This window comes from Vibrio sp. YT-17 (assembly GCF_033337375.1).
Lineage (GTDB): Bacteria > Pseudomonadota > Gammaproteobacteria > Enterobacterales > Vibrionaceae > Vibrio > Vibrio alginolyticus.
In genome coordinates this window covers 137,546-163,472 of the sequence record NZ_JAWOQP010000013.1, presented here as the reverse complement: position 1 = coordinate 163,472, position 25,927 = coordinate 137,546, and the positions used below count along the sequence as shown (strand labels likewise).

General features: G+C 41.8%; 27 protein-coding genes and 4 pseudogenes. 21 read left to right on the top strand and 10 right to left on the bottom strand.

What is annotated here, in order from left to right:
- The 4 genes and pseudogenes from R7F67_RS14410 to R7F67_RS14395 all read left to right on the top strand — a co-directional run.
- Window positions 1-107: pseudogene (locus R7F67_RS14410) on the top strand (GNAT family N-acetyltransferase); the annotation flags it as partial.
- A 150-nt stretch (window positions 108-257) separates the two neighbouring features.
- A complete protein-coding gene (locus tag R7F67_RS14405; RefSeq protein WP_054577369.1) occupies window positions 258-1,091 on the top strand; it encodes an HNH endonuclease signature motif containing protein in 834 nt (277 codons plus the stop codon).
- A gap of 95 nt (window positions 1,092-1,186) precedes the next feature.
- The gene (locus R7F67_RS14400; RefSeq protein ID WP_053304459.1) at window positions 1,187-1,822 is read left to right on the top strand and encodes a hypothetical protein; all 636 of its coding nucleotides are present in this window, start codon (window positions 1,187-1,189) and stop codon (window positions 1,820-1,822) included.
- A gap of 251 nt (window positions 1,823-2,073) precedes the next feature.
- Window positions 2,074-2,370: pseudogene (locus R7F67_RS14395) on the top strand (SMI1/KNR4 family protein); the annotation flags it as partial.
- Between the two features lie 178 nt (window positions 2,371-2,548).
- Here the strand turns inward: R7F67_RS14395 and R7F67_RS14390 are convergent.
- Together R7F67_RS14390 and R7F67_RS14385 are read right to left on the bottom strand one after the other, a co-directional pair.
- Entirely contained in the window at window positions 2,549-2,848 is a 300-nt protein-coding gene (locus R7F67_RS14390) for a type II toxin-antitoxin system RelE/ParE family toxin (RefSeq protein WP_033006605.1), read from the bottom strand.
- A 7-nt stretch (window positions 2,849-2,855) separates the two neighbouring features.
- On the bottom strand, window positions 2,856-3,098 hold the full coding sequence (locus tag R7F67_RS14385; protein ID WP_005442033.1) for a type II toxin-antitoxin system Phd/YefM family antitoxin: 243 nt from the start codon (window positions 3,096-3,098) through the stop codon (window positions 2,856-2,858).
- Window positions 3,099-3,847: 749 nt separating this feature from the next.
- Here R7F67_RS14385 and R7F67_RS14380 point away from each other — a divergent pair.
- The gene (locus R7F67_RS14380) at window positions 3,848-4,315 is read left to right on the top strand and encodes a cold shock domain-containing protein (RefSeq protein WP_029804521.1); all 468 of its coding nucleotides are present in this window, start codon (window positions 3,848-3,850) and stop codon (window positions 4,313-4,315) included.
- 143 nt (window positions 4,316-4,458) lie between these two features.
- Entirely contained in the window at window positions 4,459-4,968 is a 510-nt protein-coding gene (locus R7F67_RS14375; protein WP_046876170.1) for an ATPase AAA, read from the top strand.
- A 199-nt stretch (window positions 4,969-5,167) separates the two neighbouring features.
- Here R7F67_RS14375 and R7F67_RS14370 read toward each other — a convergent pair.
- Both R7F67_RS14370 and R7F67_RS14365 read right to left on the bottom strand, forming a co-directional pair.
- A pseudogene (locus R7F67_RS14370) lies at window positions 5,168-5,332 on the bottom strand (type II toxin-antitoxin system RelE/ParE family toxin); the annotation flags it as partial.
- Window positions 5,318-5,425: pseudogene (locus tag R7F67_RS14365) on the bottom strand (type II toxin-antitoxin system Phd/YefM family antitoxin); the annotation flags it as partial. The pseudogenes R7F67_RS14370 and R7F67_RS14365, both read right to left, overlap by 15 nt.
- Window positions 5,426-5,652: 227 nt before the next feature.
- Between R7F67_RS14365 and R7F67_RS14360 the strand changes: the two are divergent.
- The 15 genes from R7F67_RS14360 (at window position 5,653) to R7F67_RS14290 (ending at window position 17,582) form a co-directional block, all read left to right on the top strand.
- Entirely contained in the window at window positions 5,653-6,174 is a 522-nt protein-coding gene (locus R7F67_RS14360; RefSeq protein WP_017634591.1) for a GNAT family N-acetyltransferase, read from the top strand.
- Between the two features lie 1,078 nt (window positions 6,175-7,252).
- Window positions 7,253-7,654 carry a DUF2007 domain-containing protein gene (locus R7F67_RS14355; RefSeq protein WP_005377076.1) on the top strand — a complete coding sequence of 134 codons (402 nt, stop codon included), beginning with the start codon at window positions 7,253-7,255 and terminating at the stop codon, window positions 7,652-7,654.
- Window positions 7,655-7,797: 143 nt separating this feature from the next.
- Window positions 7,798-8,406: a pyridoxamine 5'-phosphate oxidase family protein gene (locus tag R7F67_RS14350; RefSeq protein WP_149192529.1), complete on the top strand. Its 609-nt coding sequence runs from the start codon at window positions 7,798-7,800 to the stop codon at window positions 8,404-8,406.
- Between the two features lie 141 nt (window positions 8,407-8,547).
- Window positions 8,548-8,961: an RDD family protein gene (locus tag R7F67_RS14345; protein ID WP_318057243.1), complete on the top strand. Its 414-nt coding sequence runs from the start codon at window positions 8,548-8,550 to the stop codon at window positions 8,959-8,961.
- Window positions 8,962-9,092: 131 nt separating this feature from the next.
- A complete protein-coding gene (locus R7F67_RS14340; RefSeq protein WP_005389307.1) occupies window positions 9,093-9,656 on the top strand; it encodes a sugar O-acetyltransferase in 564 nt (187 codons plus the stop codon).
- A gap of 253 nt (window positions 9,657-9,909) precedes the next feature.
- A complete protein-coding gene (locus tag R7F67_RS14335; protein ID WP_053304370.1) occupies window positions 9,910-10,455 on the top strand; it encodes a GNAT family N-acetyltransferase in 546 nt (181 codons plus the stop codon).
- A gap of 142 nt (window positions 10,456-10,597) precedes the next feature.
- Window positions 10,598-11,239, top strand: coding sequence for an alanine--tRNA ligase-related protein (locus R7F67_RS14330; RefSeq protein WP_031781320.1), 642 nt, complete (start codon window positions 10,598-10,600; stop codon window positions 11,237-11,239).
- Between the two features lie 128 nt (window positions 11,240-11,367).
- Window positions 11,368-11,655: a putative quinol monooxygenase gene (locus tag R7F67_RS14325; RefSeq protein ID WP_005377083.1), complete on the top strand. Its 288-nt coding sequence runs from the start codon at window positions 11,368-11,370 to the stop codon at window positions 11,653-11,655.
- A gap of 143 nt (window positions 11,656-11,798) precedes the next feature.
- The gene (locus R7F67_RS14320) at window positions 11,799-12,095 is read left to right on the top strand and encodes an antibiotic biosynthesis monooxygenase family protein (RefSeq protein WP_005377084.1); all 297 of its coding nucleotides are present in this window, start codon (window positions 11,799-11,801) and stop codon (window positions 12,093-12,095) included.
- 92 nt (window positions 12,096-12,187) lie between these two features.
- The gene (locus R7F67_RS14315; protein ID WP_318057242.1) at window positions 12,188-12,793 is read left to right on the top strand and encodes a hypothetical protein; all 606 of its coding nucleotides are present in this window, start codon (window positions 12,188-12,190) and stop codon (window positions 12,791-12,793) included.
- Between the two features lie 97 nt (window positions 12,794-12,890).
- Window positions 12,891-13,244 (top strand): DUF1428 domain-containing protein, encoded by a 354-nt coding sequence (locus R7F67_RS14310; protein WP_005377096.1) that lies wholly within the window; start codon window positions 12,891-12,893, stop codon window positions 13,242-13,244.
- A 129-nt stretch (window positions 13,245-13,373) separates the two neighbouring features.
- Window positions 13,374-14,000 carry a LysE family translocator gene (locus R7F67_RS14305; protein ID WP_154204486.1) on the top strand — a complete coding sequence of 209 codons (627 nt, stop codon included), beginning with the start codon at window positions 13,374-13,376 and terminating at the stop codon, window positions 13,998-14,000.
- A 327-nt stretch (window positions 14,001-14,327) separates the two neighbouring features.
- Window positions 14,328-14,954 carry a LysE family translocator gene (locus tag R7F67_RS14300; RefSeq protein WP_005377098.1) on the top strand — a complete coding sequence of 209 codons (627 nt, stop codon included), beginning with the start codon at window positions 14,328-14,330 and terminating at the stop codon, window positions 14,952-14,954.
- A gap of 169 nt (window positions 14,955-15,123) precedes the next feature.
- Window positions 15,124-15,588, top strand: coding sequence for a DUF2846 domain-containing protein (locus R7F67_RS14295; RefSeq protein WP_005377099.1), 465 nt, complete (start codon window positions 15,124-15,126; stop codon window positions 15,586-15,588).
- 335 nt (window positions 15,589-15,923) lie between these two features.
- Entirely contained in the window at window positions 15,924-17,582 is a 1,659-nt protein-coding gene (locus R7F67_RS14290; RefSeq protein ID WP_262637012.1) for an autotransporter assembly complex protein TamA, read from the top strand.
- 57 nt (window positions 17,583-17,639) lie between these two features.
- Here the strand turns inward: R7F67_RS14290 and R7F67_RS14285 are convergent, their stop codons facing one another.
- The 6 genes from R7F67_RS14285 to R7F67_RS14260 form a co-directional block, all read right to left on the bottom strand.
- A complete protein-coding gene (locus R7F67_RS14285; RefSeq protein WP_238844292.1) occupies window positions 17,640-19,091 on the bottom strand; it encodes a phospholipase D family protein in 1,452 nt (483 codons plus the stop codon).
- 101 nt (window positions 19,092-19,192) lie between these two features.
- The gene (locus R7F67_RS14280) at window positions 19,193-21,232 is read right to left on the bottom strand and encodes a carboxylesterase family protein (protein ID WP_318057241.1); all 2,040 of its coding nucleotides are present in this window, start codon (window positions 21,230-21,232) and stop codon (window positions 19,193-19,195) included.
- 209 nt (window positions 21,233-21,441) lie between these two features.
- Window positions 21,442-23,097, bottom strand: a complete 1,656-nt coding sequence (locus R7F67_RS14275; RefSeq protein WP_225466604.1) for a hypothetical protein — start codon at window positions 23,095-23,097, stop codon at window positions 21,442-21,444.
- Between the two features lie 302 nt (window positions 23,098-23,399).
- Entirely contained in the window at window positions 23,400-24,755 is a 1,356-nt protein-coding gene (locus R7F67_RS14270; RefSeq protein WP_318057240.1) for an FUSC family protein, read from the bottom strand.
- 13 nt (window positions 24,756-24,768) lie between these two features.
- Complete coding sequence (locus R7F67_RS14265) at window positions 24,769-25,632, bottom strand: HlyD family secretion protein (protein ID WP_262630401.1); 864 nt, start codon at window positions 25,630-25,632, stop codon at window positions 24,769-24,771.
- Between the two features lie 10 nt (window positions 25,633-25,642).
- On the bottom strand, window positions 25,643-25,855 hold the full coding sequence (locus R7F67_RS14260) for a DUF1656 domain-containing protein (protein WP_005377106.1): 213 nt from the start codon (window positions 25,853-25,855) through the stop codon (window positions 25,643-25,645).
- Between the last annotated feature and the right edge of the window lie 72 nt (window positions 25,856-25,927).

Below are 25,927 nucleotides of genomic sequence, written 5' to 3'. Positions count from 1 at the left end.
AAGAGCTGTGGTTAGAAGTATATTCTTTCAATGAATCAGCTCTAGCTTTGTATCGCAAAGCTGGTATTGAGCCCAAGATCCAAATTGGACAGAAAGCACTAACCTGAAAGTCGGCTACATAACAAATTGTTCAAGAGTGATTCGGCACGCGTGGCATTTTTACTATGCGTTAGTTCTAGTGGTTAAGGTGGTATGCGGAAGCTTAGGTATTGCGTGCCTCACACCTTAACAAGGCGTTAGGCGATTAGGAGAGTTCATTGTTCGAAGTTGGTAAAATCTATAACCGTCGCTCTGATATTCACGGCGTATACAAAGGGCAACAGTATGGTGGTATCGCTACGCCAGCTAATCATTCTTATGTATTTATATTTACCAGTGATGCTGGTGAAGAGTTCGGCTATTCCGATGGTTTTGGTCCTGATGGTACGTTTAGGTATACAGGCGAAGGTCAAGTAGGTGATATGCAGATGGCCAAAGGTAATTTGGCAATCTTCGAGCACCAGCAAAACAAAAAAGAAATCTTGTTGTTTGAGTCGACGACCAAAGGCTTTGTGCGTTTTGCCGGAGTATGTAGTTACATTGAACACCACATCGAGCAGCGACCTGACAAAAATGGTCAGCTTCGAGATGCTTTCATTTTTCACTTGGACGTACTTCCGCAACCAAGGCTTCCGGGAGTGGAAAATGGCAAGGCTCCTTACTTAACCAAACCGACTAAAAGCAAATCACTTAAGCAGTTGCGCGATATTGCTACGGCTGTGACCCCGAATGATGTGGACGTTAAAGAACAAGTTGCTCATGTCCGTTATCGCAGTGAGGCTATAAAGTTATATGCCAAAAAGCGCGCAAATGGGGTTTGTGAAGGTTGCAGAATCGGGTCACCCTTTGAAACTAAGGCAGGACCTTATCTAGAAGTCCATCATTTAACTAGGCTTGCTGACGGTGGTGCTGACTGCCCGGAAAATGTTATCGCTCTATGTCCTACGTGCCATAGGAGAGCGCATTATTCAATCGACAGCAAAGAGTTCAACGAACAGTTGTTAAGAATAGCCCTTAGCATCGAAGAAAAAATCGCCCAACAAAGCATTTAAGAGTGATTCGCAACGCTTGGCGGTTTCGCTTCGCTCAAGTATAGCCAAGCGCCGCTCACACCTTAATGCAGCGTTAGGCTCTTTAGAGGAAAATAATGAACGAAAGTATAATTACGCTAATTGGTGCCTCAGTTAGTTTAGTGATTGCTCTGCTCTTTGCACTTTGGCAGATTTTGACTGTTTTGGTGGATGTAATTAAGTCTAAGAATGATCGTAAGCTAAAAGAAGACATTGCTAATGCACTTAAAAATGGTGTGCCAACCTGGGAACATATCAAAGTAATCGAATCATGTTACTCTTTGCTGTCTCCCAACTCCTTAAAGCGAAGTTTAAATAACCTAATAAAGCAAGAGGTTGTAAACGGAGTTACAGAAGATAGTAAATCCTTAGCCTTACTTGAGGAGTGGGCAAACAAGCTTAAGTCAGATGAACCATTTGAGGGAATACCACCAGAATTAAAGCTACCATTAGAACGAATAAGGCAAGAAGCTCCAGAACATCAACATATGATAGAGTTACTTGTTTCCCAACTTCAAGAATATACAGATCAAGCTAGAGGAGAGAAAAAACGAAACTCCGTAATTTCTATTATTGGTCTTCTAGTCGGTATTGGTGGTTTTGCTATTGGAGCGTATCAAATCTATGTTTCAGCTGACTCTGAGCATACTAGCCCACAACAAGAGGCAGTATTGACCACAGAGCCTAACAAATTGCTTAAGAGTGATTCGTAACGCGTGGCATTTTTACTTTGCGGTGGCTTAGGGTGATTAAGGCGCCGTGCGGTAGCTTTTGTATTGCGTTACTCACACCTTAGCAAGGCGTTATGCCTTATCAAGGAGTAATTATGTGGAAGCATCTAGTTAGTACACTAGAAAACAATAGTAGGTTTGAAAGTCCTGCGAGGAAGTTAGATATCGATAATGCTGAAAAATTACTCAATGTTTCGTTCCCGCGCCAATTGCAGGAATGACTTCAAGAAGCAAATGGAATCTATGGAGAGTACGATTTAGGATTGGTATGGCCATTGGATAAAATTGTTCATACAAATCTTCAGTTCCGCCAAAGCCCAAACTACAATCAACTATATATGCCGTTTGATTCCTTGCTATTTTTTGCCGATGCAGGCAATGGTGATCAGTTTGCATTTCCTATTCAGGCAGAACAAATCAGACGAGATGATGTTTTTGTATGGAATCATGAGGATGATAGCCGGTTTTGGGTTGCACCTGATTTGGAAAAATACATCGAGTGGCAATTAACAGGAAAAATAAGCACCTAGGCATAACAAAGCGTTTAAGGCGGATTCACAACGCTTGGCGACCTTAGCTTAAGTTGAATTTAGTGTTTACGGTAGAATGGTTTAGGTTTGGTGGTTGGCGTTGTTCACCACTTAACGCGGCGTTAGTTTGCATGGATAAACTCTCACCCCAGTTATTATTTCTAGGGTGAAAGTCGTGTTATTTCAGATGATTCTGGGGTAGCTGTGATTGACCCAAGACAGCAACGACTAAGATAAAGTCATGTTCTTTGGTGAAATAAGCTGTGTGTTTTCCAATCGGGAAATAAAAGCCATTTGGGTATATCTCGTCACAACTTCTTCCTAAGCCTGGATTATCAGCTAGCATCTGAAACCCTGATAGCAGAGTATCTTTGTAGTTACGCCACTGTAATTCAGAAAAGTTTTCAACAGTGTAGTTTTTTACTTTGCGCAAGTGAGATTGCGCTAAGTTACTTAGCTTGTATTTGTTCTTTTGCATAAGTTAGTTACAGCGAGTTCAGAAAGCTTTCGCCATCAACAGTGTTTCCATTGTTCAAGTCTTCTTTAGCTGACTTAAAGCAGTGTTTGAGGTACTCAACTTTCATAGCTTCTAGCTCTTCAAAGTCACGAATGGACATGACAACGACAGTATCTTTACTGTTTTTGCTGATTTTTACTGGCTCGCGTTGTGCGCTCAGAAGTAGTTCGCCGAAATTTCGTTTGGCATCATTGGCTGTTAATGTATGCATGGTCAGTTCCCAATTGAGTGTACAGTTAGATTATAATGCATCGCATGAAATGTTCAATTTAATTAAATCGTGCGATTTGTGTGAAATGCAAACTAACAAACTGTTCAAGAGGGATTCGCAACGCGTGGCATTTTTACTATGCGTTGGTTTTAGTGGTTAAGGTGGTATGCGGGGGCATCGGTATTGCGTCGCTCACCCCTTAACAGGGCGTTAGTTTGCAAGAGGAAAAACGCAACTATATCGCAAGCTCTAGTGGTAAAAGCTCAAAGTCTAAATTGTCGTATCGGCGTTCAATTTCAGTGTTAACTAGCGTGGTGGAAATCCAAAATTGGCATCGTTTCAACGGTTGATTTGTTCTTTGGTTCGGCGACTTTTTGGTTCACTGAGTCGAACTTTTTTGTTGAAACTCTGTTCGTTGAGTTTGTTGGTACAAAAGCCGATTTTCTCGCTGAAATGACGTTTTCTCTGGTGTGGTAAGTTCATGTGGTTTCATTGACTAGCCGCTTTGAGACTACGCCTGACTTAAATGCATCAAAGCACATAAAGCTTGTTGTTCGCAAAGTTTAAAATAAAGTAAAATCAATCCTTTGGGCCTGCAAACTAACAAACTGCTCAAGAGGGATTCACAACGCGTGGCATTTTTACTATGCGTTGATTTCAGTGATTAAGGTGGTATGCAGCGGCTTTGGTATTGCGTTGTTCACCCCTTAGCAGGGCGTTATGCCGCTATATGAAAAACGGGAGAGGACATGAAAGGGGAAATTGTTCGCTGGGTTGATGAGCGCGGTTTTGGGTTCATAAATTCCAATGAACTGGATGGTGACATTTTTGTTCATGTATCCAAGTTCAAAAAAGGATACCGACGCCCCCGAATAGGGGACCAAGTAGAGTTTCAACTGGCAAGTACTCAGCCTAAGTTAAGTGCGGAAAGTGCTCAGTTAGTCGGTGTCAAACCACAGAAAAGCAATTCTTTTTCAGTTGTATTATCAGCAGTTATCGTCGGTCTAATAGGCGCAGCCTTCTATCTGTTTTATATAGAGCCTAAGTTAAACCCTGCATATGAAAATATGGGGTTCAGTTGTCAAGGCAAGACTTACTGTAGCGAAATGGCGTCTTGTGATGAAGCAAAGTTTTATTTATCAAATTGTCCAAATGTCAAAATAGATGGCGACAATGATGGTACTCCTTGCGAGAGTCAGTTATGTGGTAGTTGGTAGGATCGGCATAACAAACTGTTTAAGAGTGATTCGCAACGCGTGGCATTTTTACTATGCGTTGGTTTTAGTGTTTAAGGTGGTATGCAGCGGCATCGGGATTGCGTTGCTCACACCTTAACAGGGCGTTAGCATGCGGGAGTAATATGAAGAAAATTCTCATCATCGGTAATTCTGGCTCAGGCAAGAGTTGGTTGTCGACCCAGTTATCCCGAAAACTTCAGTTGCAAGAAGTTAACTTGGACTCGATTGTATGGGAGCCAGGTGGCTATAATCAAAAACGCTCCACCGGAGCAATCGAAAATGAAATTGCTAGTATAAAGTCTCAATGCAACTGGGTAGTTGAGGGAGTATTTGGTGCTTTAGCCGAACAGCTTATTTTTTCTGCTGACATGCTGTTGTTTTTGGATTTGGAATGGTCTGAATGTAAAAGTTCTCTTTATGCTCGTGGTTCGGAGAGCTCGAAGCAACTTAATGAGGAACAGGCGGAGAAGAATTTTCGTGAATTATTAAAATGGGCTTCTGAATACTCGGTTCGCGAATCCAAAAGTTCACGACAGTTCCATCAGCAATTGTTCAGAGATTTTCACGGTTCTAAAGTACGTTTCACAACACGCTCTCAAGTGAATGAGTTTGTAGCGGAAACAACATGCTAACAAACTGTTTAAGAGTGATTCGCAACGCGTGGCATTTTCACTATGCGTTGGTTTTAGTGGTTAAGGTGGTATGCGGAAGCTTAGGTATTGCGTTGCTCACACCTTAACAGGGCGTTAGTTTACATGGATAAACTCTCACCCTAATTATGCTTCTAAGGTGAAAATCGTGTTATTTCAGATGATTCTGGGGTAGCTGTGATTAACCTAATACAGCAACAACTAAGATAAAGTTATCTTCTTTGGTGAAATAAGCTGTGTGTTTTCCTATCGGGAAATAAAAGCCATTTGGGTACATCTCGTCACAACTTCTTCCTAAATCTGGATTATCAGCTAGCATCTGAAACCCTGATAGCAGAGTATCTTTACTGTTTTTGCTGATTTTTACTGGCTCGCGTTGTGCGCTTAGAAGTAGTTCGCCGAAATTTTGTTTGGCATCATTGGCTGTTAATGTATGCATGGCCAGTTCCCAATTGAGTGCACAGTTAGATCATAATGTATCGCATGAAATGTTCAATTTAATTAAATCGCGTGATTCGTGCGAAATGTAAACTAACAAACTGTCTAATATTGATTCTCAACTCGTGGCATTAACTGGGCGTTGAGCTCAGTGATTAAATCGGTATGCGGCGGCTTTTGTATTGCGTTGCTCAACTCCAAAAGGTCATTAATACTCAAAGGTCAAATATGGATATTTACCCAGAAATCGAGTTATCTAAAGCGCAGCATAATGCAATTGAAGCTCTTAGAAACAAGTCGTTTCCTGAACATCAAGTTACTCGCTCTTACTATAAGCAACTCCCGCATATGAGAGTTCTGAATTACGAAGGCGATCAGTTAGTTGGTTACATGGGATTAGACTACAGAGTTGTTCGCGTTGGTGATGAAATTTATAAAGTATTAGGTGTGAGTGACTTTTGTGTCGAGAGCACAGCTCAAAGGCAAGGTATTGGAACAACAATGTTGTCTCAACTCAGCGATTATGCCTCAACTAAAGATGTCGACTTCATCATTTTAGTCTCCGATTTGGAGCGTTTTTATGTGGCTAATGGTTATCAGCGCCTTAACTCTCTAAGTTCTTGGTTGCGAGTTCACGAACATAAAAATTACGGTGTTGCTGTAGAACAACTAGATGATTTATATGTTAAACCTATCAGCGGTAAAACTTGGGCTGTTGGTCATATAGATTGGTTAGGGTATATATATTAGTCTGTATTGGGCTAATAATTGGTTCACAACAAGAGTGGTTACACATGGCATTTTCACTATGAGTTGATTTAAGTGATGTGGGGCAGTTTTGTATTGTGATACTCACTCTTTAATAATGTGCTGCAACTCTTAGGAAGCAAAAGGCTTAATTTATGGAATGTAGAGTACTAGTAACCAGCATAAGTATTGCTCTTTGTAGTGTAGGAATGGCCGCGAATCCACTAAGTATTCAAAGTGATGAGCAACTGTTTAAAAACTTCGCTCTCTCATCTTGAATTGCGACTAATTACAAAGGATCAGCTGTTGCGAAAGATGCGATAACGGCGATGCAAGGCTACAGAGAGTTTTCCGAGCTTCCTTTGGAGTCATTCTTTGGGGTTAGCGAGCTATTGGAAAAATATGATATGGTTATTTACAAATCAAAAAATGGTAACGTGATCAAATTGGCCTACTGTATAGACTTTTCTAATTCAGACGATGTTCATAAGCTATACATTAATGCGAAATCAGAGTTATAACAAACTGCTCAAAGTTGATTCGCAACGTGTGGTATTTTTACGGCGCAATACGTTGAGTGATTAAGATGATTTTTAGTGGTTTCTGTATTGAATTACTCATCTCTTAGCGGGGCATTATGCGGTGATGTAAATATGAAGATATTTTTAATAGTAGCAACACTCGTTCAGTTCACTTTCCTGAGTTTCTCGAAATACTATTGCTCAATTGCAAATGAGGTGCTTAGAAAGGCGGTGGAAACTAAAGAGAGTAACTTTCTATCTTTCCTTGATAAGTATGATTATTACAATGACTTAGATAATTATCTAGGCTTAGCGTCCGCTACAGTGTGGGTTATGGTCGTGCTCGTGATAAAGTTGAAAAATGTATCAAGCACCGACATGGCTCATGTGGCTGTTTGTTTGCCGTTATTTTTTCATATGATTTTGATGTCGATGTAGCTTCAATAGCTGTGGTTGGGTGATTAGGTACAACAAACTACTCAGGCTAGCGTACCATACATAGCATTTCCAATTAGCGTTTCTTATACCTTACGGGAGCGCTTTCCCACAAGGAGCAATATGTGATTGTAGTAGCAAGGTTTTCTTTTCCTCATGAAGCTCATATTGCGAGAGCAAGCCTAGATAGTGTCGGAATAGAAAGTTACATCGCTGACGAGCACACGGTAAATACTCAGTGGCTTTATTCAAATGCAATAGGCGGCGTCCGTCTGATGGTGGCCGAAAGTGATGCAGAAGATGCGAAACAAATACTTAGTAGCGATTTCTCAGAATCATTGGGAAATGAAGTTGACGTTGATGAAGAAAAAGACGTTTGCCCTAAATGTGGTAGTAAAGATCTATTTGCATTTACAAAAGGTAAACGCCCAGCTTTCTTAGTTTTTATTTTACTGGGTTTTCCACTGTTTTTTTACAAGCATGGTTATAAGTGTAAGCAGTGTGGGGAGTTTAGTGAAAAACTTTAAATCTTCAGATAACAAGGCATTAAAGAGACAACTTGTACTCGTAGTATTTTTACGATGAGTTAGGTCTAGTGCCTATACAAGAAGTCAGAGTTACTGCTTGCTTACAAGCAAAGCATTATACGATAGTGAAGGAATAACATTGAATGAGTGAAATTAAAACAATAGAGCAGTTAAAAGAAATTTACGCAGAGCCAAGTGCGAGAGCTAAAAATAAAGCTCTGCCTGTGCTGGATGTTCATGCGATTACATTAATTAATAACTGCCATTTTGCAGTTCTAAGTACCGCTGATTCACAAGGGTATATCGATCTTTCTCCTAAAGGAGGGGAGCCTGGCTTCGTAAAAGTTTTAGATGAATCAACATTGTTGCTCCCTGATAGCTCGGGGAACAATCGTATCGATAGTCTAAAAAATATCATTAGTAACCCCAAGGTAGGGTTGTTATTGATGGTAAATGGTATTGATGAAGTGCTCCGTATTAAAGGAATCGCAAGTATTCACACCGACGCCAACTTGATATCTGCTTGCCCCGATGGAAGTAAAGATCCTAAGGTTGTTATCAAAATAGTCATCGAGAGTATGTACTTTCATTGTGCGAAAGCGGTGATGAGAGGGAAACTTTGGTCTGATGACTATAAAGTAAATCGCTCAATTCTCCCTTCATTAGCTCAAGTCTTTAAAGATCAACAAAAGTTAGAAAGTAAAGCGCTTAATCAAGAAGAGATGTTGAAATATTACCAATCTAGCCTTTAGAACGAGCGTGGTAATATATTGAAAAGATAGAAAAATCAGGTTCGACCGTACTCTGCGGAAGTATGGATTAGGTTTAGTGGGGATGTTACTGTCTCAATAGCGTTAGTTCACAAATAAACAATTGTTAGTCCAAATTTTAAAATGAAAAATGCAGGAAAATTTACTCTAGAACATTACGTTTTGGCTAGTTCGGGAGTTAGGTGTGTTGGACAAATGATTGATCTTTTTGTCAGTTTTAGCATTTTTACTCTCGTTTTATGGGTCGGCTTAGAAATCGGTATTGAAAAAGAGCTTGTGCGCGCTACAGCAGTAACTGCGACTGTATCGTATTACCTTTTTTCTGATTGTTTACCAAATGGTCAAAGTGTGGGTAAAAAACTTTTGGGCATTGCAGTTATAAGTGCAAGAACGGGTAAAAAGTGCAATATTTTTCAGTCGCTCTTTCGAAATGTTATTACTCCATTCTTCGGTTTTATTGACTCAATTTTCATTCTTGGTAAAAAGAGGCAACGTCTCGGTGATAAGTTAGTGAGAACGGTGGTGGTAGTGCACTAAATTGATAGCGCTGAGGACTAGGGTTCAAGTCGGGCTTTGTTTTCGTGGTGGAACAGCCTCGCTTAGGAGGTAGCGTTACTCACATACTTAATGTAGCGTTGTAAGAAAATTGGTATTGGAGTCCAAGTTTTATGTCAGAAAAAGAGAAAATGTTAGCAGGTGAGCTTTATGACCCAAGTGATGAAGAGTTATTAAAGTTAAGGTTGAGCGCTAGGTTACTAACTGAAAAATTGAATGCCACGTCTGTTGAGCATAAACAAAAGCGAGTTCAAATAACTAAGCGCTTGTTCGGCACAACAGGTGACGATATTCATGTTGAATCTTCTTTCAATTGCGACTACGGATCCAACATTCACGTTGGAGATAATTTTTACGCTAATTTTGGTTGTGTGATTTTGGATGTTGCGGAAGTTAAGTTTGGTGATAACTGTTTACTCGGGCCTCAAGTTGGAATTTATACTGCGACTCATCCCTTAGATCCTATCGAGAGGAACAGTGGTTTAGAGCTAGCAAAGCCCATAAACATTGGTGACAATTGTTGGATAGGTGGCCATGCCGTAATCAACCCTGGCGTAACACTTGGGAACAACGTGGTGGTAGCCTCTGGCGCAGTCGTTACAAAGAGTTTTGGAGACAATGTCGTTGTTGGTGGCAACCCAGCCAGAGTACTGAAGGAAATCGTCACTAAGCGATAATAAAGTATATGGACTATTTTAAGCCTGAGTTTAGGACTTATGATCAACTCACTCCAAGCTTTGATGCGTTCAGCGGTTACTTGTTGACGCACTTGAATGTCTAAAATTTGCTTCAATATAGAATCGTGACACGTGGCGCTTTTACCGTGCGTTGAGCTTGTTTAAAAGTCTCATACGAAATCATTTGTATTACGTGTCTCACACTTTTATTGTATTTTCGTCACCAATAACAAACCAAAAGGCTGGCTCCAAAATGTTAGTAACAAAGATTGAAACGGAACGATTAATTCTAAGAGAGCTAGTTGAAGATGATGCAAGCGAATTGTTTGACATCTTCTCAGACCATGAGGTCATGAAATATTGGAACTCTGGCCCTTGGGTTTCAATTGAAGAAGCGCGGACATTTATAGCCAAGAGTACACAGGCCATGAATAGCAATACAGAAGTGACACTAGGCATCTTCCTAAAGAGCAATGGCCAACTTCTGGGTAAGATAATGCTGTTTAATCACGTGAAAGAGTCTAGGCGCGCAGAAATTGGCTTTGGCGTTAGTCGTCATTTCTGGGGTAAAGGCATTGTATTAGAGGCGGGAACTGCATTAATCGAACACGCATTCAAAACACTGAATCTACGTCGAATCGAGGCTGAGATAGATCCAGACAATACTTCTTCAGGTAAAGTCTTGGAACGGTTAGGTTTTATAAAGGAAGGTTTCCTAAGGCAGCGTTGGGAAGTGAATGGAGTAGTCTCAGATTCCGCAATTTACGGGTTGTTAGCTAAACCCCTAGACAGCGTTTAGTACCCGGCCTTAAAAGCATCCAATAGATCTAGCCTGCTCGCATTCAATACACAGCCTTACACTTGACGGCGAGGTTTCTTGAATTGACTTGGTGGTCACTGAATGTACTATCAAGGATAGGACTTACTGCAAGGATAGCAGCATGAGCGAGAAATTATTTTGGGTTAATCCCTACCAAACAGAACTTAACTCAAGAGTGACCAATGTAGACGGAAATAAGGTTGAATTGGACCAGACTATCTTCTTTGCAGAGTCTGGAGGCCAAGAGAGTGATAAAGGAACGATTAATGGTATTCCGGTTTTGATTGCTCAAAAGTTAGGTGTTCGACTTATTTACACATTGGAATCCTCTCCAAATTTTACTCTTGGTGACATTGTAACTACGAGTATTGATTGGAAGCGTAGATACGCCTTAATGAAGCTACACTTTGCGGCTGAAGTGGTGCTCGAGATGTTTTATCAGCGTCGGGAAGGCATTGTTAAGATAGGCGCGCATATTTCTGAAAATAAGAGTCGCATAGATTTCGAGTGGTCTGAAAATATTGGTCCGTTATTGAAAGAAATTGAAACTGATGTGCAAGATTTGATTAACTCTGATTCAGTTATTATTAGTGACTTTTCCGATCAAGAGAGTGAAAGAAGGTATTGGAGAGTGGATGGGTTTGCGCAAGTACCTTGCGGTGGCACTCATTTAAAGCGCACATCAGAAGTCGGCCAAATTCAATTAAAACGCAAGAACATCGGTAAAGGCAAAGAAAGGGTAGAGATAACCTTATGCTCGTAAGTCGATAGGGCATTAGAAATAGATTCCTAACACGTGGCATTTTAATTCATGGTGAGATTCACATTTGCGATATGATGGTTGAGATTGAGGGCGTGTTGGCTACTTCTTAACAGGGGCGAGAGGATGATATGTCGAAAGTAACATTGAAAGGCTTTATTTTAGTTCCGGAAAAGGATTTAGAATTAGTAAAACATGCGTTAATAACTCACAAAAGGCTCACGTTAGAAGAGCCGGGCTGCCTTACTTTTCTTGTGACTCAAAGCTCGACTAATCCTTTTCGTTTTGATGTCTATGAAGAGTTCGTCGACAAAGCCTCTTTTAAGCAACATCAGGAAAGAGTTCAAGCCTCGCATTGGGGAAAAGTAACTGCCAATGTTAAACGTCAATACGAAATCTTTGAATGTGTGCATGACTAATAGAATCGGAGTGATTTAGAGCGTTTACACTTTGCTTTTCAAGTTGCTCTACGCTCTACTATGTTGCTTTATTCAGCTATTCACCTGGCTTAGTGTTCTTAATACTTTGCCGTATTAAATCTAGAAATTTTAATGGAAGTGTTATGTTTAGAGTTGTGTATGAATGGCGTGTGCCAAGTGAAAAAATGGATGAGTTTCAAAATATATGGCGTTCGACGACAGATTCAATTCATCAGTCAGTAGATGGGGCGCTTGGTAGTTTTATGCTTCGTGCTTACGATGTACCGGAAAAGGTTTTAACTATTGCCAAGTGGCGAACACGTGAAGACTGGGAGCGGTTTTGGGGAACTAGTAACCCAGAAAAAATGAAGAAGATGAGTGAAATTGCAGAGCGTATTTCAGTTGAACCATTCGATGAAATTGAAGATAGAACTAAGTAGGGCTAGAAGCAAACAACAGAAACGTTAAAGTGATGCCTAATGCACAGTTTGGCGGATAATATGAAAGACAACCTTAACGAAGGAACGGGGTTATGCAGATTTTAATTGTTGGAGGTAGTAAGGGGCTAGGAAGGTTCTTGGCTACGAACTTACAGGGTACAGAAATTTATACGATTTCTAGATCAAAGCTAGTTGAGGATGGAGTAGTTTCTGTTTGTATTGACGTTGATCCCGATAAAAAACCAGATTACACGTGCTTCAAAGGTGCAGAGTTTGACATCATAGTTTATTTGGCGTCCATGTGGGGAGAGTCTTCAGAATTGACAACAAACGAACTGATTGAGTTTATGAATGTTGGCCCGATTGGGTTTCTTAATCTAGTCAATGAACTTAACGCTTTAGGTTCACTTAACGATAAATGCAATATTGTATCTATTGGATCTACAGCCGAGCTTTCAGAAAGTAGTGAATACCCTGCATTCACCCTCAGTAAAAGATTACTCAAAGATATTTCTAGCCAGCTGCAAAACGTTTATCGTGATTACCGCTTTACTCACTTTACAATAGGTGGGATCGGGCATGCTGAAGAGGAACGTATTGAGTATTCGAGTGTTTTGGAGATTATAAATATGCTAACCAAGCTTGATCCAAACACATACCTTTCAAATATGCATATAAAGTCCAAGCTAGGTATGTAGCTCTCAAGCTGTATTACGTACCTGCTTCTATGGTTTGGCATCATGTGCATTCTTTTTATTGAGCTATGGTTATAACTCCAATGAAAGGAGTTTACTTATGTCATACATTGATGGGTTTGTCGCTGCAGTGCCGACAGCGAATAAAGAAAAGTATATCGCACACGCAAAAATAGCAGCAGAAATGTTCAGGGAGTTTGGGGCCTTAAAGGTTGTTGAGACGTGGGGGAGTGAAGTACCAGATGGTGAGATCACATCATTTCCCATGGCAGTTAACGCTGAAAGCAACGAAACCGTTGTGTTTTCGTGGGTAGTCTGGCCTTCAAAAGAAGTTCGGGACTCAGGGTGGCAGCGGATCATGGCTGATCCTCGAATGAGTCCAGACAATAACCCAATGCCCTTTGATGGAAAGCGTCTCATTTATGGCGGATTTGATGTTATTTTGGAGCAGTAAAATACCAAAGAATCTCAACTCGATTCGTAACACTTGGTGTTTTAATCAGTATTACGCTTCTGATGTACGTTCAATAGAGTATTCCGCGATAAGTGTTGATAAAACTCCATTTGGAGGCTTAGAGTAAAAATGGAAGAGATAAATTATTCACTGATTGTCGTATCAGCTATCGCTGCCATCGTTAGCCCCGGACCTGCAACTCTTGCGATAGCAGGCACGTCAATGAACCACGGTCGACGCTTTGGAGGGTATTTGGCTGCAGGTGTTTTAACGGGGTCTTTATTTTGGTCAACCTCAGCCGCTTTTGGTCTCGCAACCATACTCTATAGCAATGTTTGGCTTTTTGAAATTCTTAGATATTGTGGGGCATTTTATCTTTTATATTTGGCTTTAAAGTCCGTACATTCTGCCTGCAACATCGAGCAGCTAAAGTTACCCAAAACATACGTAACGACAAAGAAGGGTAACTACTTAACCGGAGTGTTAATTCACTTAACTAACCCAAAGGCTATTCTGTTTTTCGGTGCGCTTTATTCGATAGGGGTTCCTCCTACGGCCAGTCCGTTGGAATTGTTGTCGGTAATTTTTGTTGTAGGGCTGGTTAGTGCTTTGGTTTTCTTTGGCTATGCTTTTCTTTTCGCGTATAAAAAGGTCAGGCAAACCTATCTCAGATCCAAAGCAGTTTTTGAAGGCGTGTTCGCGTTATTTTTTGGTGTGGCAAGTATTAAGTTGCTGCTTAGTGAGGCAGGAAAGTGAAGCACAAAAGGCTTGAAGAAATAAGAATAGATAATCTATCTGATTTGACGGTCTATTAAGTATACTAAGTAGCCGATTTGTTAACTTCCATAAGAGCTGCTGGCTAGAAAAAGCTTACAACCAAATGATGCTAAATATTATCATTCAAAGGGCTAACAAAGGCCCATAATTTAATTCGTATCACTGTTCATGATTGTGCTCTTCGTGCAGTGCTGTAGTATTAGTAACGTGTTGTTAATACTAAATATAACCAATTGAAACCTGGACGTTGCATTACTTGTAGTTCGATGAAATGTTATCCCGCAAGACGTTAATTTGGAGAAAAGAATGGATTCAAACTCACTATTATTATTTGTTGTCGCTTGTCTCGCTATCAACATGATTCCTGGACCTGATGTAATTTATATTGTTTCCAATACAATGAAAGGTAAATTATCTGCTGGGCTGAAAGCGGCTCTGGGGCTTGGTGTTGGTTACTTTTTTCATACACTAGCGGCATGTTTAGGTTTGTCAGCAATAATTCTGAGTTCATCTTTGGCTTTTAGCGTTGTTAAATGGTTAGGGGCTGCTTACCTAGTTTATTTAGGTGTTCAGTCATTACTGTCCATGTGGCGTGGAGAAAGTAAAATCGTTGAAAACAAAAATGTTGATAATAATAAAAATGTGTTTGTTCAGGGAGTTATCGTCAGCGTCTTGAATCCAAAAGTAGCGCTATTCTTTCTCTCGTTTCTGCCTCAATTTATTGATACGTCTGCAAGCTCAACATCAATGCAATTATTAGTACTTGGCTTGCTGTTCAGCGTACTTGCGACGACATGTAACGTTTTGTACGCCTCTGTGGGTAATTGGGTATTTAGTCGTCCACACTCTCAGCGTTATTCAAGAACTCTTGAAGGTGTTTCAGGTATTCTACTTATCAGTCTAGCGAGTAAAGTGGCATTTAGTGATCGTTAGATACAGGGCATTTTATTCTCGTGATTATTATATGGCTAATGTTTGCTCAATCTATACGCTAAATGAGTGCTATTGCATAGGCTGAATCACAAATTTCAAAAATACCAATAAGTGAACGTATTTATTTATAGTATGGTTGGCGCGATTTTATCGTAGCTAGGTTAATAACATGAAAAATAAAGTAATTCTGTGTTCCGCATTCCTTTTGGGTTTGTCAGGTTGTGCTTCTGTTCCTACTGTTGATTCGACAGTATCAAATCAAATGAAATCATTTGAAGCACCTCAAAAGGGGAACGCAGGGATTTACATTTACCGAGAAGATGCTTTTGTCGGAGCAGCGCTTAAAAAGTATGTTTACGTCGATGGGGAATGTATTGGTGAAACCGCTCCTGGTGTATTCTTCTACCATGAGGTCGAAGGCAATAAAGAACATCAAGTAAGTACAGAGTCTGAGTTTTCTGAAAATCACTTAACTATCTTAACGGAAGAGGGCCGTAATTATTTCGTTAATCAATACATTAAAATGGGTGTATTTGTTGGTGGTGCGGGCGTAGAACTCGTAGACGAAAGCAAAGGTAAAGCAGAAGTACTAAAAGTCGACATGGCAGAAAAAGGAAACTGTTCTTCGATCTAGTTTTACAAACAGACCGCTTTTTAGATTAAAAACACATTATCAATGTAACCCAACGCTTGATGAGATCCATTCAGCGTTGGGTTTTGTATTTTTGGCAAACAGTATACCTATTTCAGACCGCATGATTTGCCACCTCCTAGCTTGAGCCAATTTATCGTTCAAAGTATCTACTTGTGAAACGTGAATTTTCGAGAGGATTTCGTAGGGAGCAATCCTACAAACGCGATTAGCTGATATGCCATTCCATCATTAACCTTGTCGAGTGTATTGCTAAACTAGGTAGCGGTGTGTCTCCTCTCATTAAACAAATAATAGGTATATCAGTTTTAGCTTCTATGCCTTTACATCATGCACTCGGAGCGCAATTTAAAATCAAAGGGCTAACATCAATATTAGAGAAAAATCTTGAAAGTCACCTTACACCACTAACGAAACTCTCTGTTTCAAACATTACCTCAAATCGACTAACGCAGATGGTTAATAATGCGTTAAACCCTTATGGCTACTATCATTCCGAGCTCAATGTTCAGAGATCAGAGAATGATCTCATCACGCTTGAGGTTGACGCGGGGGAGGTGATGTTGGTCAAAAAATCTAATCTTGCTGTGTCGGGAGAGGCCAGTAACGATCAGGATTTCATCGAACTAATCAATCAAGCTCAACTTAAGCAAGGGCAGCCGTTGCTTCATTCTGAGTACGATACGCTAAAGCGAAACTTGATTTCATTGGCTCAGCAAAAAGGTTATTTAGATGGACGTTTTATCGAATCGTCTTTGGAAGTCATTCCAAGTTTGAATCAAGCCCATGTGAATCTGCATTTCTCTAGTGGTTCTCGTTACCAATTTGGAGAACTCTCTGTTCTTACGTCGGGTATCGAAACGGCACGAATAGAAGCGATGAGAACATTTGAACGGGGCGACGATTTTGATACTTTGAAATTGAGTCAATATCAGGCCGATCTCTCCAGTACTGATTGGTTTCGCAGTGTGATTGTGAAAGCGGATTTCGAGGAGATATCCGATGGCCATAAGGTGCCGATAGAAGTGCTCGCAGAGCCGAATTCACGCAATATTGTGCAAGTCGGTGGTGGGTATTCGACAGACTTGGGATTACGCGCTTCGCTGAACTGGACCAAGCCTTGGTATAACGCACGTGGACACAGTTTTGAGGCACAAGCGTACGCTTCCAAACCGGAACAATCACTATTACTTGGTTACAAAATTCCCACCCAAAATGTTCTAACGGATTACTACGGGATTCAGTTTGAATCTAAGCATGTCGACTATCGAGACACATCGAGTTTTTCTAATGATTTATCGTTTGAAAAACACTGGCAGTTAGACAGTGATTGGCAAAGCACCATGCACGTTCGTTATTTGCAAGAAAGTTATCGACAAGCGTCGGAGAATAACGAATCACAGTTGTTATTACCGGGGGTGACATTTTCACTGCTTGATCGCAAGAACGATCAATTAGAAGTAAGGCACCGTCACGTTTACTCATTGGAATACTCAGATCCTAATTTTTTCTCCGATTCTCGTTTGCTGCGTATTGAGGGCAATAGTGTTCTGTCATGGGATATTAGTCAAAAACACAAGTTTCACTTTCGTTCTAATGTCGGTATTAATGTCGCTGACACTTTGAGCGATATTCCATCCTCGTTACGCTTCTTTGCGGGAGGTGATGGCAATCTTCGTGGTTATGGTTATGAGTCTATCTCTCCTAGAGATGAGAATGGCGATTTAACGGGTGCCCGTTACATGTTTACTGCTGGGCTGGAATATCAATATCAGGTCTACCGCCAATTGTGGCTTGGGGCATTTTATGATGTTGGTGATGCCTTCAACGATAGGGTGGATTGGAAAAGCGGTACAGGGTTGAGTTTGATATGGAATTCAAAATACGTGCCCGTCAAAGTGGACTTTGCTTATGGTTTAGATGCTCCTCAAGGAGACCAATTCCGCGTTCACTTTTCGCTAGGCACGCAGTTTTAGCGGACATTAAAAAGGCTCTCATCCTTGCAGATAGAGAGCCTTTTAAGTCTTGATTGTTTAGAGTTCGAACTCACCATTCAGTTTCTTGAATATCCAGTTAGGTGCCTTATGCCATCCACCATAGTTTGGATTCTTAGTATGGATCTCATTCATTGATTGCCACTGAGTTTGGCCTTGTTCATCTCGAGATACTCGCCAAAACAGTTCATCTTGTTGCCGAGTTAAGTAGTGCATGACATGTTCTGCAAAGGCTCTGCTTTGGACCAACACACCAAATTCCATATTGAGGAAATCCGATCTTGGGTCGAAGTTTGATGAGCCGATATAAGTCAGCCGATCATCGAGTATCACCGTCTTGTTGTGATAATAAGTATCCGCATGGAAGTAATGGTCATCATTTTTCGCTTGGTTTTTGTACTCAAGTATATGAACGCCCTTATCCAACAGGGTTTGGCGATGCTCCTCGTAATAAGCCGGAATAAAGCCAGAATCATTAGAAGCAGACGAGTTCGTCATTAACGTGATGTCCGCTTTTTGCTCCATCAAGGTATCAATAAAGGCAAATTCACCATCACTTGGTACCACGTAAGGCGTTGATATCACGGCTTTAGACGCAGTGGCTATTTGTTGCCAAACTTGGTGTTCTGCACGTTTTCTAAAGTAGGGTTTGTTGTTTTCTAACTTGTTTAATGAGTCGAAAACGGGGGTGACTTGCGCAGTGATGAAGTCGGGACTGGTCAGGTGTTTAACCTGTTTTTCAACTTCCGCCAGAATGATGCTTTTGTCTTTCTCACCTTTATTAAGCGCTTTAGTAAACGCGGAATAGTTTGGGGTAACGTTAACGATGTTTTCTATTGGCGTGACATGCTCGCTTTTCCAAAGTTGTTGGTAGTTCTGGTCGAACACTCGAATAATGCTGCCTTTGAACAAGACGTCCATATCAAAGAAGTTCGCTTTGCGGCTGTAACCAAAATAGTCGTTGCCAATGTTACGTCCACCTAGAATCATCCATTGATGGTCGACGTTGAAGTACTTCTCGTGCAGACGATTGTCCAAACGTTGTTGATGAGTAGAGAAGTTGACGGCGCGACCAATCCAGCCTGACTTACGTGAATCAAACGGATTGAATAAACGGATTTGAATGTTGTCGTGAGCGCTGAGATCAGCAAGCCATTTCTCGTTAAACACCAATAAATCATCGAGAGTGAGTCGAACTTGCACGCCTCGATCTGCTGCTTGCTTGAGTTCATTGAGTAGCATCAAACCAAGCGTGTCACTCTCCCAAGAAAAGTAAGTCATATCGATGCTTTGCTGAGCGTTTCTTACCAGTTCAACACGACGAGCAAAGGCTTCTGGAGCGGTAGGAATTAAGTAAACTTCGGATTGATGTTGAGTAGTTTGCCAATTGGCTTCAAAATCCGGTTCAACTTGAGGGTAGGGCTGGGCACAGCCAACCAACAGCGCGCCGAAGATAAAGAGTAGCAGAGCACGAAGGGCGTTAGGAAACATGAGTTAACCTTCCTAATTATGTTCAAGGAATAAGGATGAAAAAAGCCAGCGGACTGGCTTTTAGGTATTCGGTAACGAGTTTTTAGTGGCTGAGGATGAAGTTACATGTGACTCAGAATCAGCCCAAGTTCCTCGAGACCGTTGAGGCGACCTTGGCGCAGTTTTGGATCGATGCCTGAGTGATGAGCATTGTCCCAGTCTTGTGTGGATTGAATACCGCCATCGTTATCGATCAGCAAAACTCGATCAGTCGCACTGTTGTATTGGAAGTCTTCAAATAAACGTTCGCTAAACCACATACGAGAGAGCTCGTTCATCATTGCTTTGTCTTTGCTACCTGGACGAACACTTGAACCATCAAGCTTTAATGCTTTATTAAACACAAATGGTAATTCCGATGCATTGCAAGCGCCGACAATACAACTGATGCTTTTGAGTAAATCGCCAACGTCGAGATCGCCATTTTCACCTTTGGTATTGTAAGTCCATACGTTGAATCCAGGTTTGTAGTCAAAGTAGTAGAAGCTTGGCGTTGCTCCTGTTGCTTCTTCAGTTGAAACTTTATGACGGTTTGGACCCGTGAAGAGCAAATCATGCAACATGGTTTTGAATTGCTGCATGTTTTTCGCCGCGCCATTCAGTTCGCTTTCATCGTTAGGGAAGAAGTCAGCCAGAGCAAGTAACTCCGTGCTTGAATCGGAGTTCCCCAAACCGAAGAACAACTTAGTCATCGCCTCATAAGCGGTGCTAGGCAGCAGTTCCAATAAGTCAGAAAGATCGAGTTCAATCGAAGCTGAATCGTTGAGTAATGAACGATATTCAGCGCGTAAACGGTTTAAGTTCGTTTCCGATTCTAGCCACTCCACCATGTATTCGACGATTAAGTTTTCGTCACCACTTTCAATGACTTCTGGCGCTTCTTGGCTCAAGATTTCAGTGATAGTTGGGATCAAAAATGTCAGGCTCGGTAGCATGCCCAGAGTATTGCTTTCTGCACTGTTTGAGCCAATTACCGTCGGTACGATCCATTCACTCTCAATGGCTTGCTCAGTAAAGTGATAGCCTGGTACTTCTTTCACTAGAAACGCTGGTGGGCGATGCTCGATGTAAGGCGCAAATGGCATCAATGTAGCTAATGGGCTGTTGTCGCGTGTTGGGCTTATAACCGGAATATTCACGGCGGTCAGTACCCAGTTCTTAAGACGTTGAATAGGATCAAGCATCTCGCTTTGTACCTTCATGATCTCTTCAAGTGGTAGTAACGCAAGATCTTCAACGCTTTGCTCTGGTCTTTGGCTCTTGGCAACATCGTAACTTTTATATTCAAAGCCGTAAGGGTTGCTTTGCATGATGGCACGTTGAAAGTGCTCACCTGCGATTGCAGCATCGCCTTTTGATTGCTGTAAAATTCCCACCGCCATGGCACCCGCACCTTGACCCATGAGTGTCACGTTTTGCGGATTGCCGCCGAATGCCTCTATGTTTTGTTGAACCCATTCAAGCGCGTGTTTTTGATCGCCTAGACCAAAGTTACCGCCTTCAGGGTTGTCCAAACCATCGATCCAAACACTGCCTAGCAAGCCCAAACGATAGTTAAAAGTAACTGCAATAAACGGGTTACCATCGTCAGCACCTTGTGCAACCACCATATCACCATGAATCAGCGGTTCTGAGCCTGCGCCGTATTCAAAGTCTCCACCGTGAATAAAGACATAAACTGGCAAATCTGCGTACGCTTCTATCCCGGTTGGTCGCCAAATGTTTAGGTTCAAACAATTTTCTGACTGCGTTTGAGTCGTGGTTTTTAATTGCGGACACGCATCACCGAACTGAGTCGCATCAATATCGCCTTCAAGTGGGGCTACAAGGCTGTGCTTAAAGCGGTCTGCTTGCGCAAATTGGATACCTTTGAACGCCTCTACCGCTGCCAGTTTTTCATCCGCATCAAGCGGTGTGATGACAAGGGACTCTTTGGTCGCTTGAATGGTTGCATCGCCAATTTCCAAAGCGATTTGCTCTGGTGGTAAGGGTTGTAGTGGCTTCGGGCCGTTAGGAACGCTAGGTTTACCAGAGTCATCACTGCAAGCTGCTAAGGCAAGAGTGATGGTAATGGCTAAAGTTGAGCGATTGAGTAAAGTCATTGTTATGTCCAAAAGTCATTTGGTGCGTACACCGAAAATGTTAAACGGCATCTAACAAGCGACGTCCTGACGCTTTGGCATTAATCCGTGAATGGTTGGATGGCTTGTTGTATTGATGGCTCAAATGGTAGGACATCGGCGACAGTTTCAGTAATCGCCTTTGTAGGATGCAGTCCTACCATCGTCTAGGGGCGGGCTCTTTATGAGAGCTAGAAACGGTAACCAAGATTTAAGGTTACTGACTCTCGAGTTTCCCCTTTGTTATAGAGAAAGGTCAGGTTGTAGTTTTTGCCGATTTGCTTATTGAAACCAGTCAAAAACGCCCATTGATTAAGATCTACACCAATGTCGTAATCGAATTCGATATCACCACTTTTTACATGCCCGTCCATTCGAGCGTCCAGTCCTTGATATTCTGCTCCGACAAAAAACTGCGTGCGATAATCGACAAGTTGATAACCCAACATCGGCTGTACAGTAACAATACCATCGCCCCAATCATCTAAGCCCTTTAAGCGAGTTTGCGAATAGGTACCAGTGACAGAAGCAAAGAATTCTTTATAGCCAACCGAAAGGGTTGTACCTATACCACGAAGGTCATATTCCAAATGCAGCGGCACGTCTAGGCGTCCGCGACTACAAAGTGCAGATAAACCATCGCAAAACTTATCACCTAATCCTGGCAGTTTATCGTTCAGCTTATCTTTTATGTACTGGCCACCTTCACCCGTGTAGGCGGCATCAACATTGGCATCGACATTAACTTTTCCGATGTAACCAAATACATTCCAAAATGGCAGGATGTTTACATCGCCACGAAGCGTCATGCTCTCAGCACTCACGATGCCGACACTGTCTTCTGGATCAAACAGTTCATTAAGGCCGATGCCTTCAATCGTGAAATCATTAAATGGAATATTCATATCTTGATTTCGATACGCTAGTGACACACCAAACGGCAGAGGCAAATCGATACCTTGACGACGAACCATATCACCCATTAAAGGAAAAACTCGGTCTAGCTTAACACTGGCTTCTTGCATGCGTGGATCAGAGACCTCATTCAAGCGTTTTTCGTCTAGTACTTGCACGCCAATCTTATCTTCATAAATCGCTACCGGTTTTACGCTGCTCATCATTTCGAGTGGTTTATTTTTCTTTGAACCAACTATCTTGGTGTTTTTACTGGCAATCGCAATTTTGCCTGATGTTAATTTCTGGAAGAGGATCTCTTGATCGTAAGAATCCACTTGGTAGTTGTGATGTGTGAACGGTTTATCGTTGGTAATGACCATACGTTTCGGTTCACCATTAACCAACTCAATATCAACGCTTAAAAAGCGGAAGTAGGCGATATCTTGAGGAAGACCGTATTTTGAGTAATTAAAACTGATGATCACATTACCATTCTGATCCTCTTTGGCTCTTACTGATGACGGGTCAAAACTCTCCGCGTAGTTTCGAAGGCGGTATTCTGTTCGTGTGAAAGCTTCGATCTCATCAAGTACTTTTTCATTTTCATCGAGTTGTTCAGGGTTGTACTTGATACGCAGGTCAATGTTGCCTTTGTTATCGGTGTTCTTAACCAAGTAGACGGACGAATCGCGAACGCTATCACCGATTTTAACACTTCGGTGGGCATGCTCGACCAAATGCTCGCCTTGAACTAGAGAGCTGATGGCCAGTTTTGGTAAATCATGACTGATACCGTATTTGTCGAACAGTGCTCGGCCTTGCTCGATTACTTCGTTGTAGGTCGTCGTCTCTTCAGCGGCGAAGCCAAAAGTGGGGGTAGTAAGCATTAGTGCGCTCGCGAGCACAGTAAGAGAAGACGTCTTGCCGGCGCGTAATTCAAAAAAACTCATGACAGTTTCCACTCTGAATAGTCTCAAACCTTCGAGACTCAGACAGTTAATGTGTCACTGAACTTCTTGTTCAGTTAGATAGATATGTTTGCTGTGATTGACGTTGTGAATGCATGGTTTTCGATTGCATTTCGTGAATCAATGAGAGGATTTTATGAGGTGAAGAGAAATACCGTTAATCGCTTTTGATGGATACTATCCTCGCTTTATGGGTTACGAAAGAATAATGGCTAGCTCACAAACAAACAGCCCCGCATAGCAGAAGCAATGCAGGGCTTTAGTTTCAAGTACGGAGCTGACGCTTAGACCGTAACGCGAACACGAAACAGATCAGTAAACAACTTGGCAATCATCAAAATGATCATAATGTTTACCAGCATCAGCAAGGGCGTTTCAATTCGATACGCTGGGGTTAAATTGAGCGCTCCTGATGTCAAGACAACCAATAAGTTAATACCTAGAATTCTGTGTACCATCAGTTTTGGTGTGGAAAAGACTTTCCAAATTACGATGATGTTGATGAAGTAGAATAGCCCAAGCTGCCAAAGCTCGGTCATCATTGGCATTAGGAAAATGTATTGCAATAGAATCACCGTGCCAGTGCCTATCACACCAAAAAATGCATCTTTAATAATGCTTGGTGGCATAGTAGGAACGATTGAAGAGAACACGCCTGCTAGCATCGGAAAAATGAAACCTCCGGGTACGGGCAGATAAATCCAGATCAACAAAGAAGTGACGAACATGGATACACCTTGCAATACCTTTCTGCCGTCTTCATTCAAATGCTGGATAAACGTTCGATGCTCGTGATGCCAAACCGTGTTTTTCTCTCTTTGCATGACATAAGCAACGTGACCAATGAGCGACGTACTTGGATTTTTAATATCAAAGCTTTGCAGTTGCTGCGTTAGTGTTGGCCAATCGATCTCACGACTTTGCGATTTATCTGCTTGTTCTAGCAATCGGTCTTGGATTTGTGCCATCTCATTTAAACGCGCACGCCATAGCTGACGATGTTCTTTCAAGTGGTAGCTGCCAGTAAGTGGTAAGCCGACCAGTTGGAATAACTTTTCTATGTTGGCGGTGTTGGTCTCAAGAGCTTCAGTATCTATATCATTGGGCGATTTCATAGCGTTAAGCATCGCCTCTCTGCTGGTCTCAAAACGTTGAATGAAGTTTTGTTCTGTACTGACTGGCCAGACTAATCGGTACACAACAGAAAACGTGATCACACCAAGAATCGTCTCTTGCATGCGAAGAACAGCGAAGTGGAACGTTGCTTGACTATCAAATCCTCCCATACATGCGATGATGGAGCACACAGCAAAACCGATAGAGAACACATAACCATACTTTTCGTCGCTCGACATAAAAATGCACGCACCTAAAAACAAGGTGAAGAAGGTGAGAAACAAAAAGCGATCTTGAGAAAACGTCGTGATGAGGAAAAAGGCATAACCGATGCCAAGGAGGGTTCCTAATAAGCGATTATGACCTTTGTTTATTGAGTGAGCGAAGCTTTCATTTAATGCCATTACCGCGACTGCGATCGCTGCCCAATACGGTTTCTCCCATTGAAACCATAAGGCAAGGCAGATCGCGATAACGATAGACAGCGCAGCTTTGATTGCTTCTTTGGTTGAGGCATTAAACATACATTCCACCGCATTATTGTTTGATGATTTTGATAGAGGCCGTCATACCAACACGTAGTTGAAAATCTTTCGGTAAGTGATCTAATTTAACTTTAATTGGAATGCGTTGAGCTAAGCGTATCCACTGAAAGTTAGGGTTCACATTGGGCAAAAGATCGTTACCAGTACTACCATCTTGCTTCGCAATGCCGTAGCCAATGCTTTTGATTTTGCCTTCCAGCACAGCTTCATTGTGCATCATTAAGGTCACGTAGGCTTTATCTTGTGGATCAACGCCAACTAAATCCGTTTCTTTGAAATATCCTTCGATCCAAAAGCTGTCTTCATCAATCAAAGCCACGATTGGGGAGTTAGCGACGACTTGAGAGCCGACGCGTAAGTTCAAATTAGTGATATAACCATTCGTTGGCGCATAAACTTTTGTGTAATCAAGGTTTAGCTTGGCTTCTTCAACATTGGCTTTCGCGAGTTCTACGTTGGCAACGGCTGTCTCCACCGCATTGTCTAGGTTATTCAATGTCAGTACAGGTACAGCGCCAGGTGTGCGCTTTTCTAACTTAAGTGCTCGCTGCTCTTCATTTTTGGCCTTTGCTAGTAATGCAATGGCTTGCTTTTGAGCTGCTAGCGCTTTGTGGTACGCCGCTTTATAGATGCTTGGGTCAATCTCAAACAGCAAATCGCCTTGTTTCACTTGCGAATTGTCTTCGACGTAGACTTGGATGATTTGTCCTGTTACGCGGGGGGTTATAGAAACGATGTGCGCGCTAACTTGGCCATCTCTAGTCCAAGGGTTGTCAGAGTATGATTGGTAGTAGCTGAAAATCACGGTGCCAGCGGAACACAGTAATAGCAGTGTGATGAGATAACGTTTTATCACGGAATTTGCCTCAAAATATGGTAATGAATCGACCAATAACGCCAGTAAAAATCACAATTAGGCTTAGCTCAGCGAGCGCGGGAAATGCAACGTATTTGTGGAGTCCCAGTTTTGTTGCAACGGTTCCAACCAAAATGGTGAGCATGTAAGCCAATGCAATAACCAGCAACAAGGGAGGGAAGTAAACTTCGCCCCACACAAGTTCATGTGGCATTGAGTTCATGGTGTTTTTCTCTATTAACTTGATGAATGTAAAGATAAGGCAAGTGATGGCATCAGTGATAATCGCTTTTGT

Coding starts and splice junctions, on each gene's coding strand:
- R7F67_RS14385 (WP_005442033.1), bottom strand. CDS start 3,098: ATGCATACATTAACAGCCAATGATGCCAAACGAAATTTCGGCGAACTA.
- R7F67_RS14285 (WP_238844292.1), bottom strand. CDS start 19,091: ATGTTTCCTAACGCCCTTCGTGCTCTGCTACTCTTTATCTTCGGCGCG.
- R7F67_RS14320 (WP_005377084.1), top strand. CDS start 11,799: ATGTTTAGAGTTGTGTATGAATGGCGTGTGCCAAGTGAAAAAATGGAT.
- R7F67_RS14275 (WP_225466604.1), bottom strand. CDS start 23,097: ATGAGTTTTTTTGAATTACGCGCCGGCAAGACGTCTTCTCTTACTGTG.
- R7F67_RS14390 (WP_033006605.1), bottom strand. CDS start 2,848: ATGCAAAAGAACAAATACAAGCTAAGTAACTTAGCGCAATCTCACTTG.
- R7F67_RS14260 (WP_005377106.1), bottom strand. CDS start 25,855: ATGAACTCAATGCCACATGAACTTGTGTGGGGCGAAGTTTACTTCCCT.
- R7F67_RS14315 (WP_318057242.1), top strand. CDS start 12,188: ATGCAGATTTTAATTGTTGGAGGTAGTAAGGGGCTAGGAAGGTTCTTG.
- R7F67_RS14305 (WP_154204486.1), top strand. CDS start 13,374: ATGGAAGAGATAAATTATTCACTGATTGTCGTATCAGCTATCGCTGCC.
- R7F67_RS14360 (WP_017634591.1), top strand. CDS start 5,653: ATGGATATTTACCCAGAAATCGAGTTATCTAAAGCGCAGCATAATGCA.
- R7F67_RS14340 (WP_005389307.1), top strand. CDS start 9,093: ATGTCAGAAAAAGAGAAAATGTTAGCAGGTGAGCTTTATGACCCAAGT.
- R7F67_RS14325 (WP_005377083.1), top strand. CDS start 11,368: ATGTCGAAAGTAACATTGAAAGGCTTTATTTTAGTTCCGGAAAAGGAT.
- R7F67_RS14380 (WP_029804521.1), top strand. CDS start 3,848: ATGAAAGGGGAAATTGTTCGCTGGGTTGATGAGCGCGGTTTTGGGTTC.
- R7F67_RS14300 (WP_005377098.1), top strand. CDS start 14,328: ATGGATTCAAACTCACTATTATTATTTGTTGTCGCTTGTCTCGCTATC.
- R7F67_RS14335 (WP_053304370.1), top strand. CDS start 9,910: ATGTTAGTAACAAAGATTGAAACGGAACGATTAATTCTAAGAGAGCTA.
- R7F67_RS14400 (WP_053304459.1), top strand. CDS start 1,187: ATGAACGAAAGTATAATTACGCTAATTGGTGCCTCAGTTAGTTTAGTG.
- R7F67_RS14290 (WP_262637012.1), top strand. CDS start 15,924: ATGCCTTTACATCATGCACTCGGAGCGCAATTTAAAATCAAAGGGCTA.
- R7F67_RS14310 (WP_005377096.1), top strand. CDS start 12,891: ATGTCATACATTGATGGGTTTGTCGCTGCAGTGCCGACAGCGAATAAA.
- R7F67_RS14345 (WP_318057243.1), top strand. CDS start 8,548: ATGAAAAATGCAGGAAAATTTACTCTAGAACATTACGTTTTGGCTAGT.
- R7F67_RS14375 (WP_046876170.1), top strand. CDS start 4,459: ATGAAGAAAATTCTCATCATCGGTAATTCTGGCTCAGGCAAGAGTTGG.
- R7F67_RS14330 (WP_031781320.1), top strand. CDS start 10,598: ATGAGCGAGAAATTATTTTGGGTTAATCCCTACCAAACAGAACTTAAC.
- R7F67_RS14350 (WP_149192529.1), top strand. CDS start 7,798: ATGAGTGAAATTAAAACAATAGAGCAGTTAAAAGAAATTTACGCAGAG.
- R7F67_RS14295 (WP_005377099.1), top strand. CDS start 15,124: ATGAAAAATAAAGTAATTCTGTGTTCCGCATTCCTTTTGGGTTTGTCA.
- R7F67_RS14280 (WP_318057241.1), bottom strand. CDS start 21,232: ATGACTTTACTCAATCGCTCAACTTTAGCCATTACCATCACTCTTGCC.
- R7F67_RS14270 (WP_318057240.1), bottom strand. CDS start 24,755: ATGTTTAATGCCTCAACCAAAGAAGCAATCAAAGCTGCGCTGTCTATC.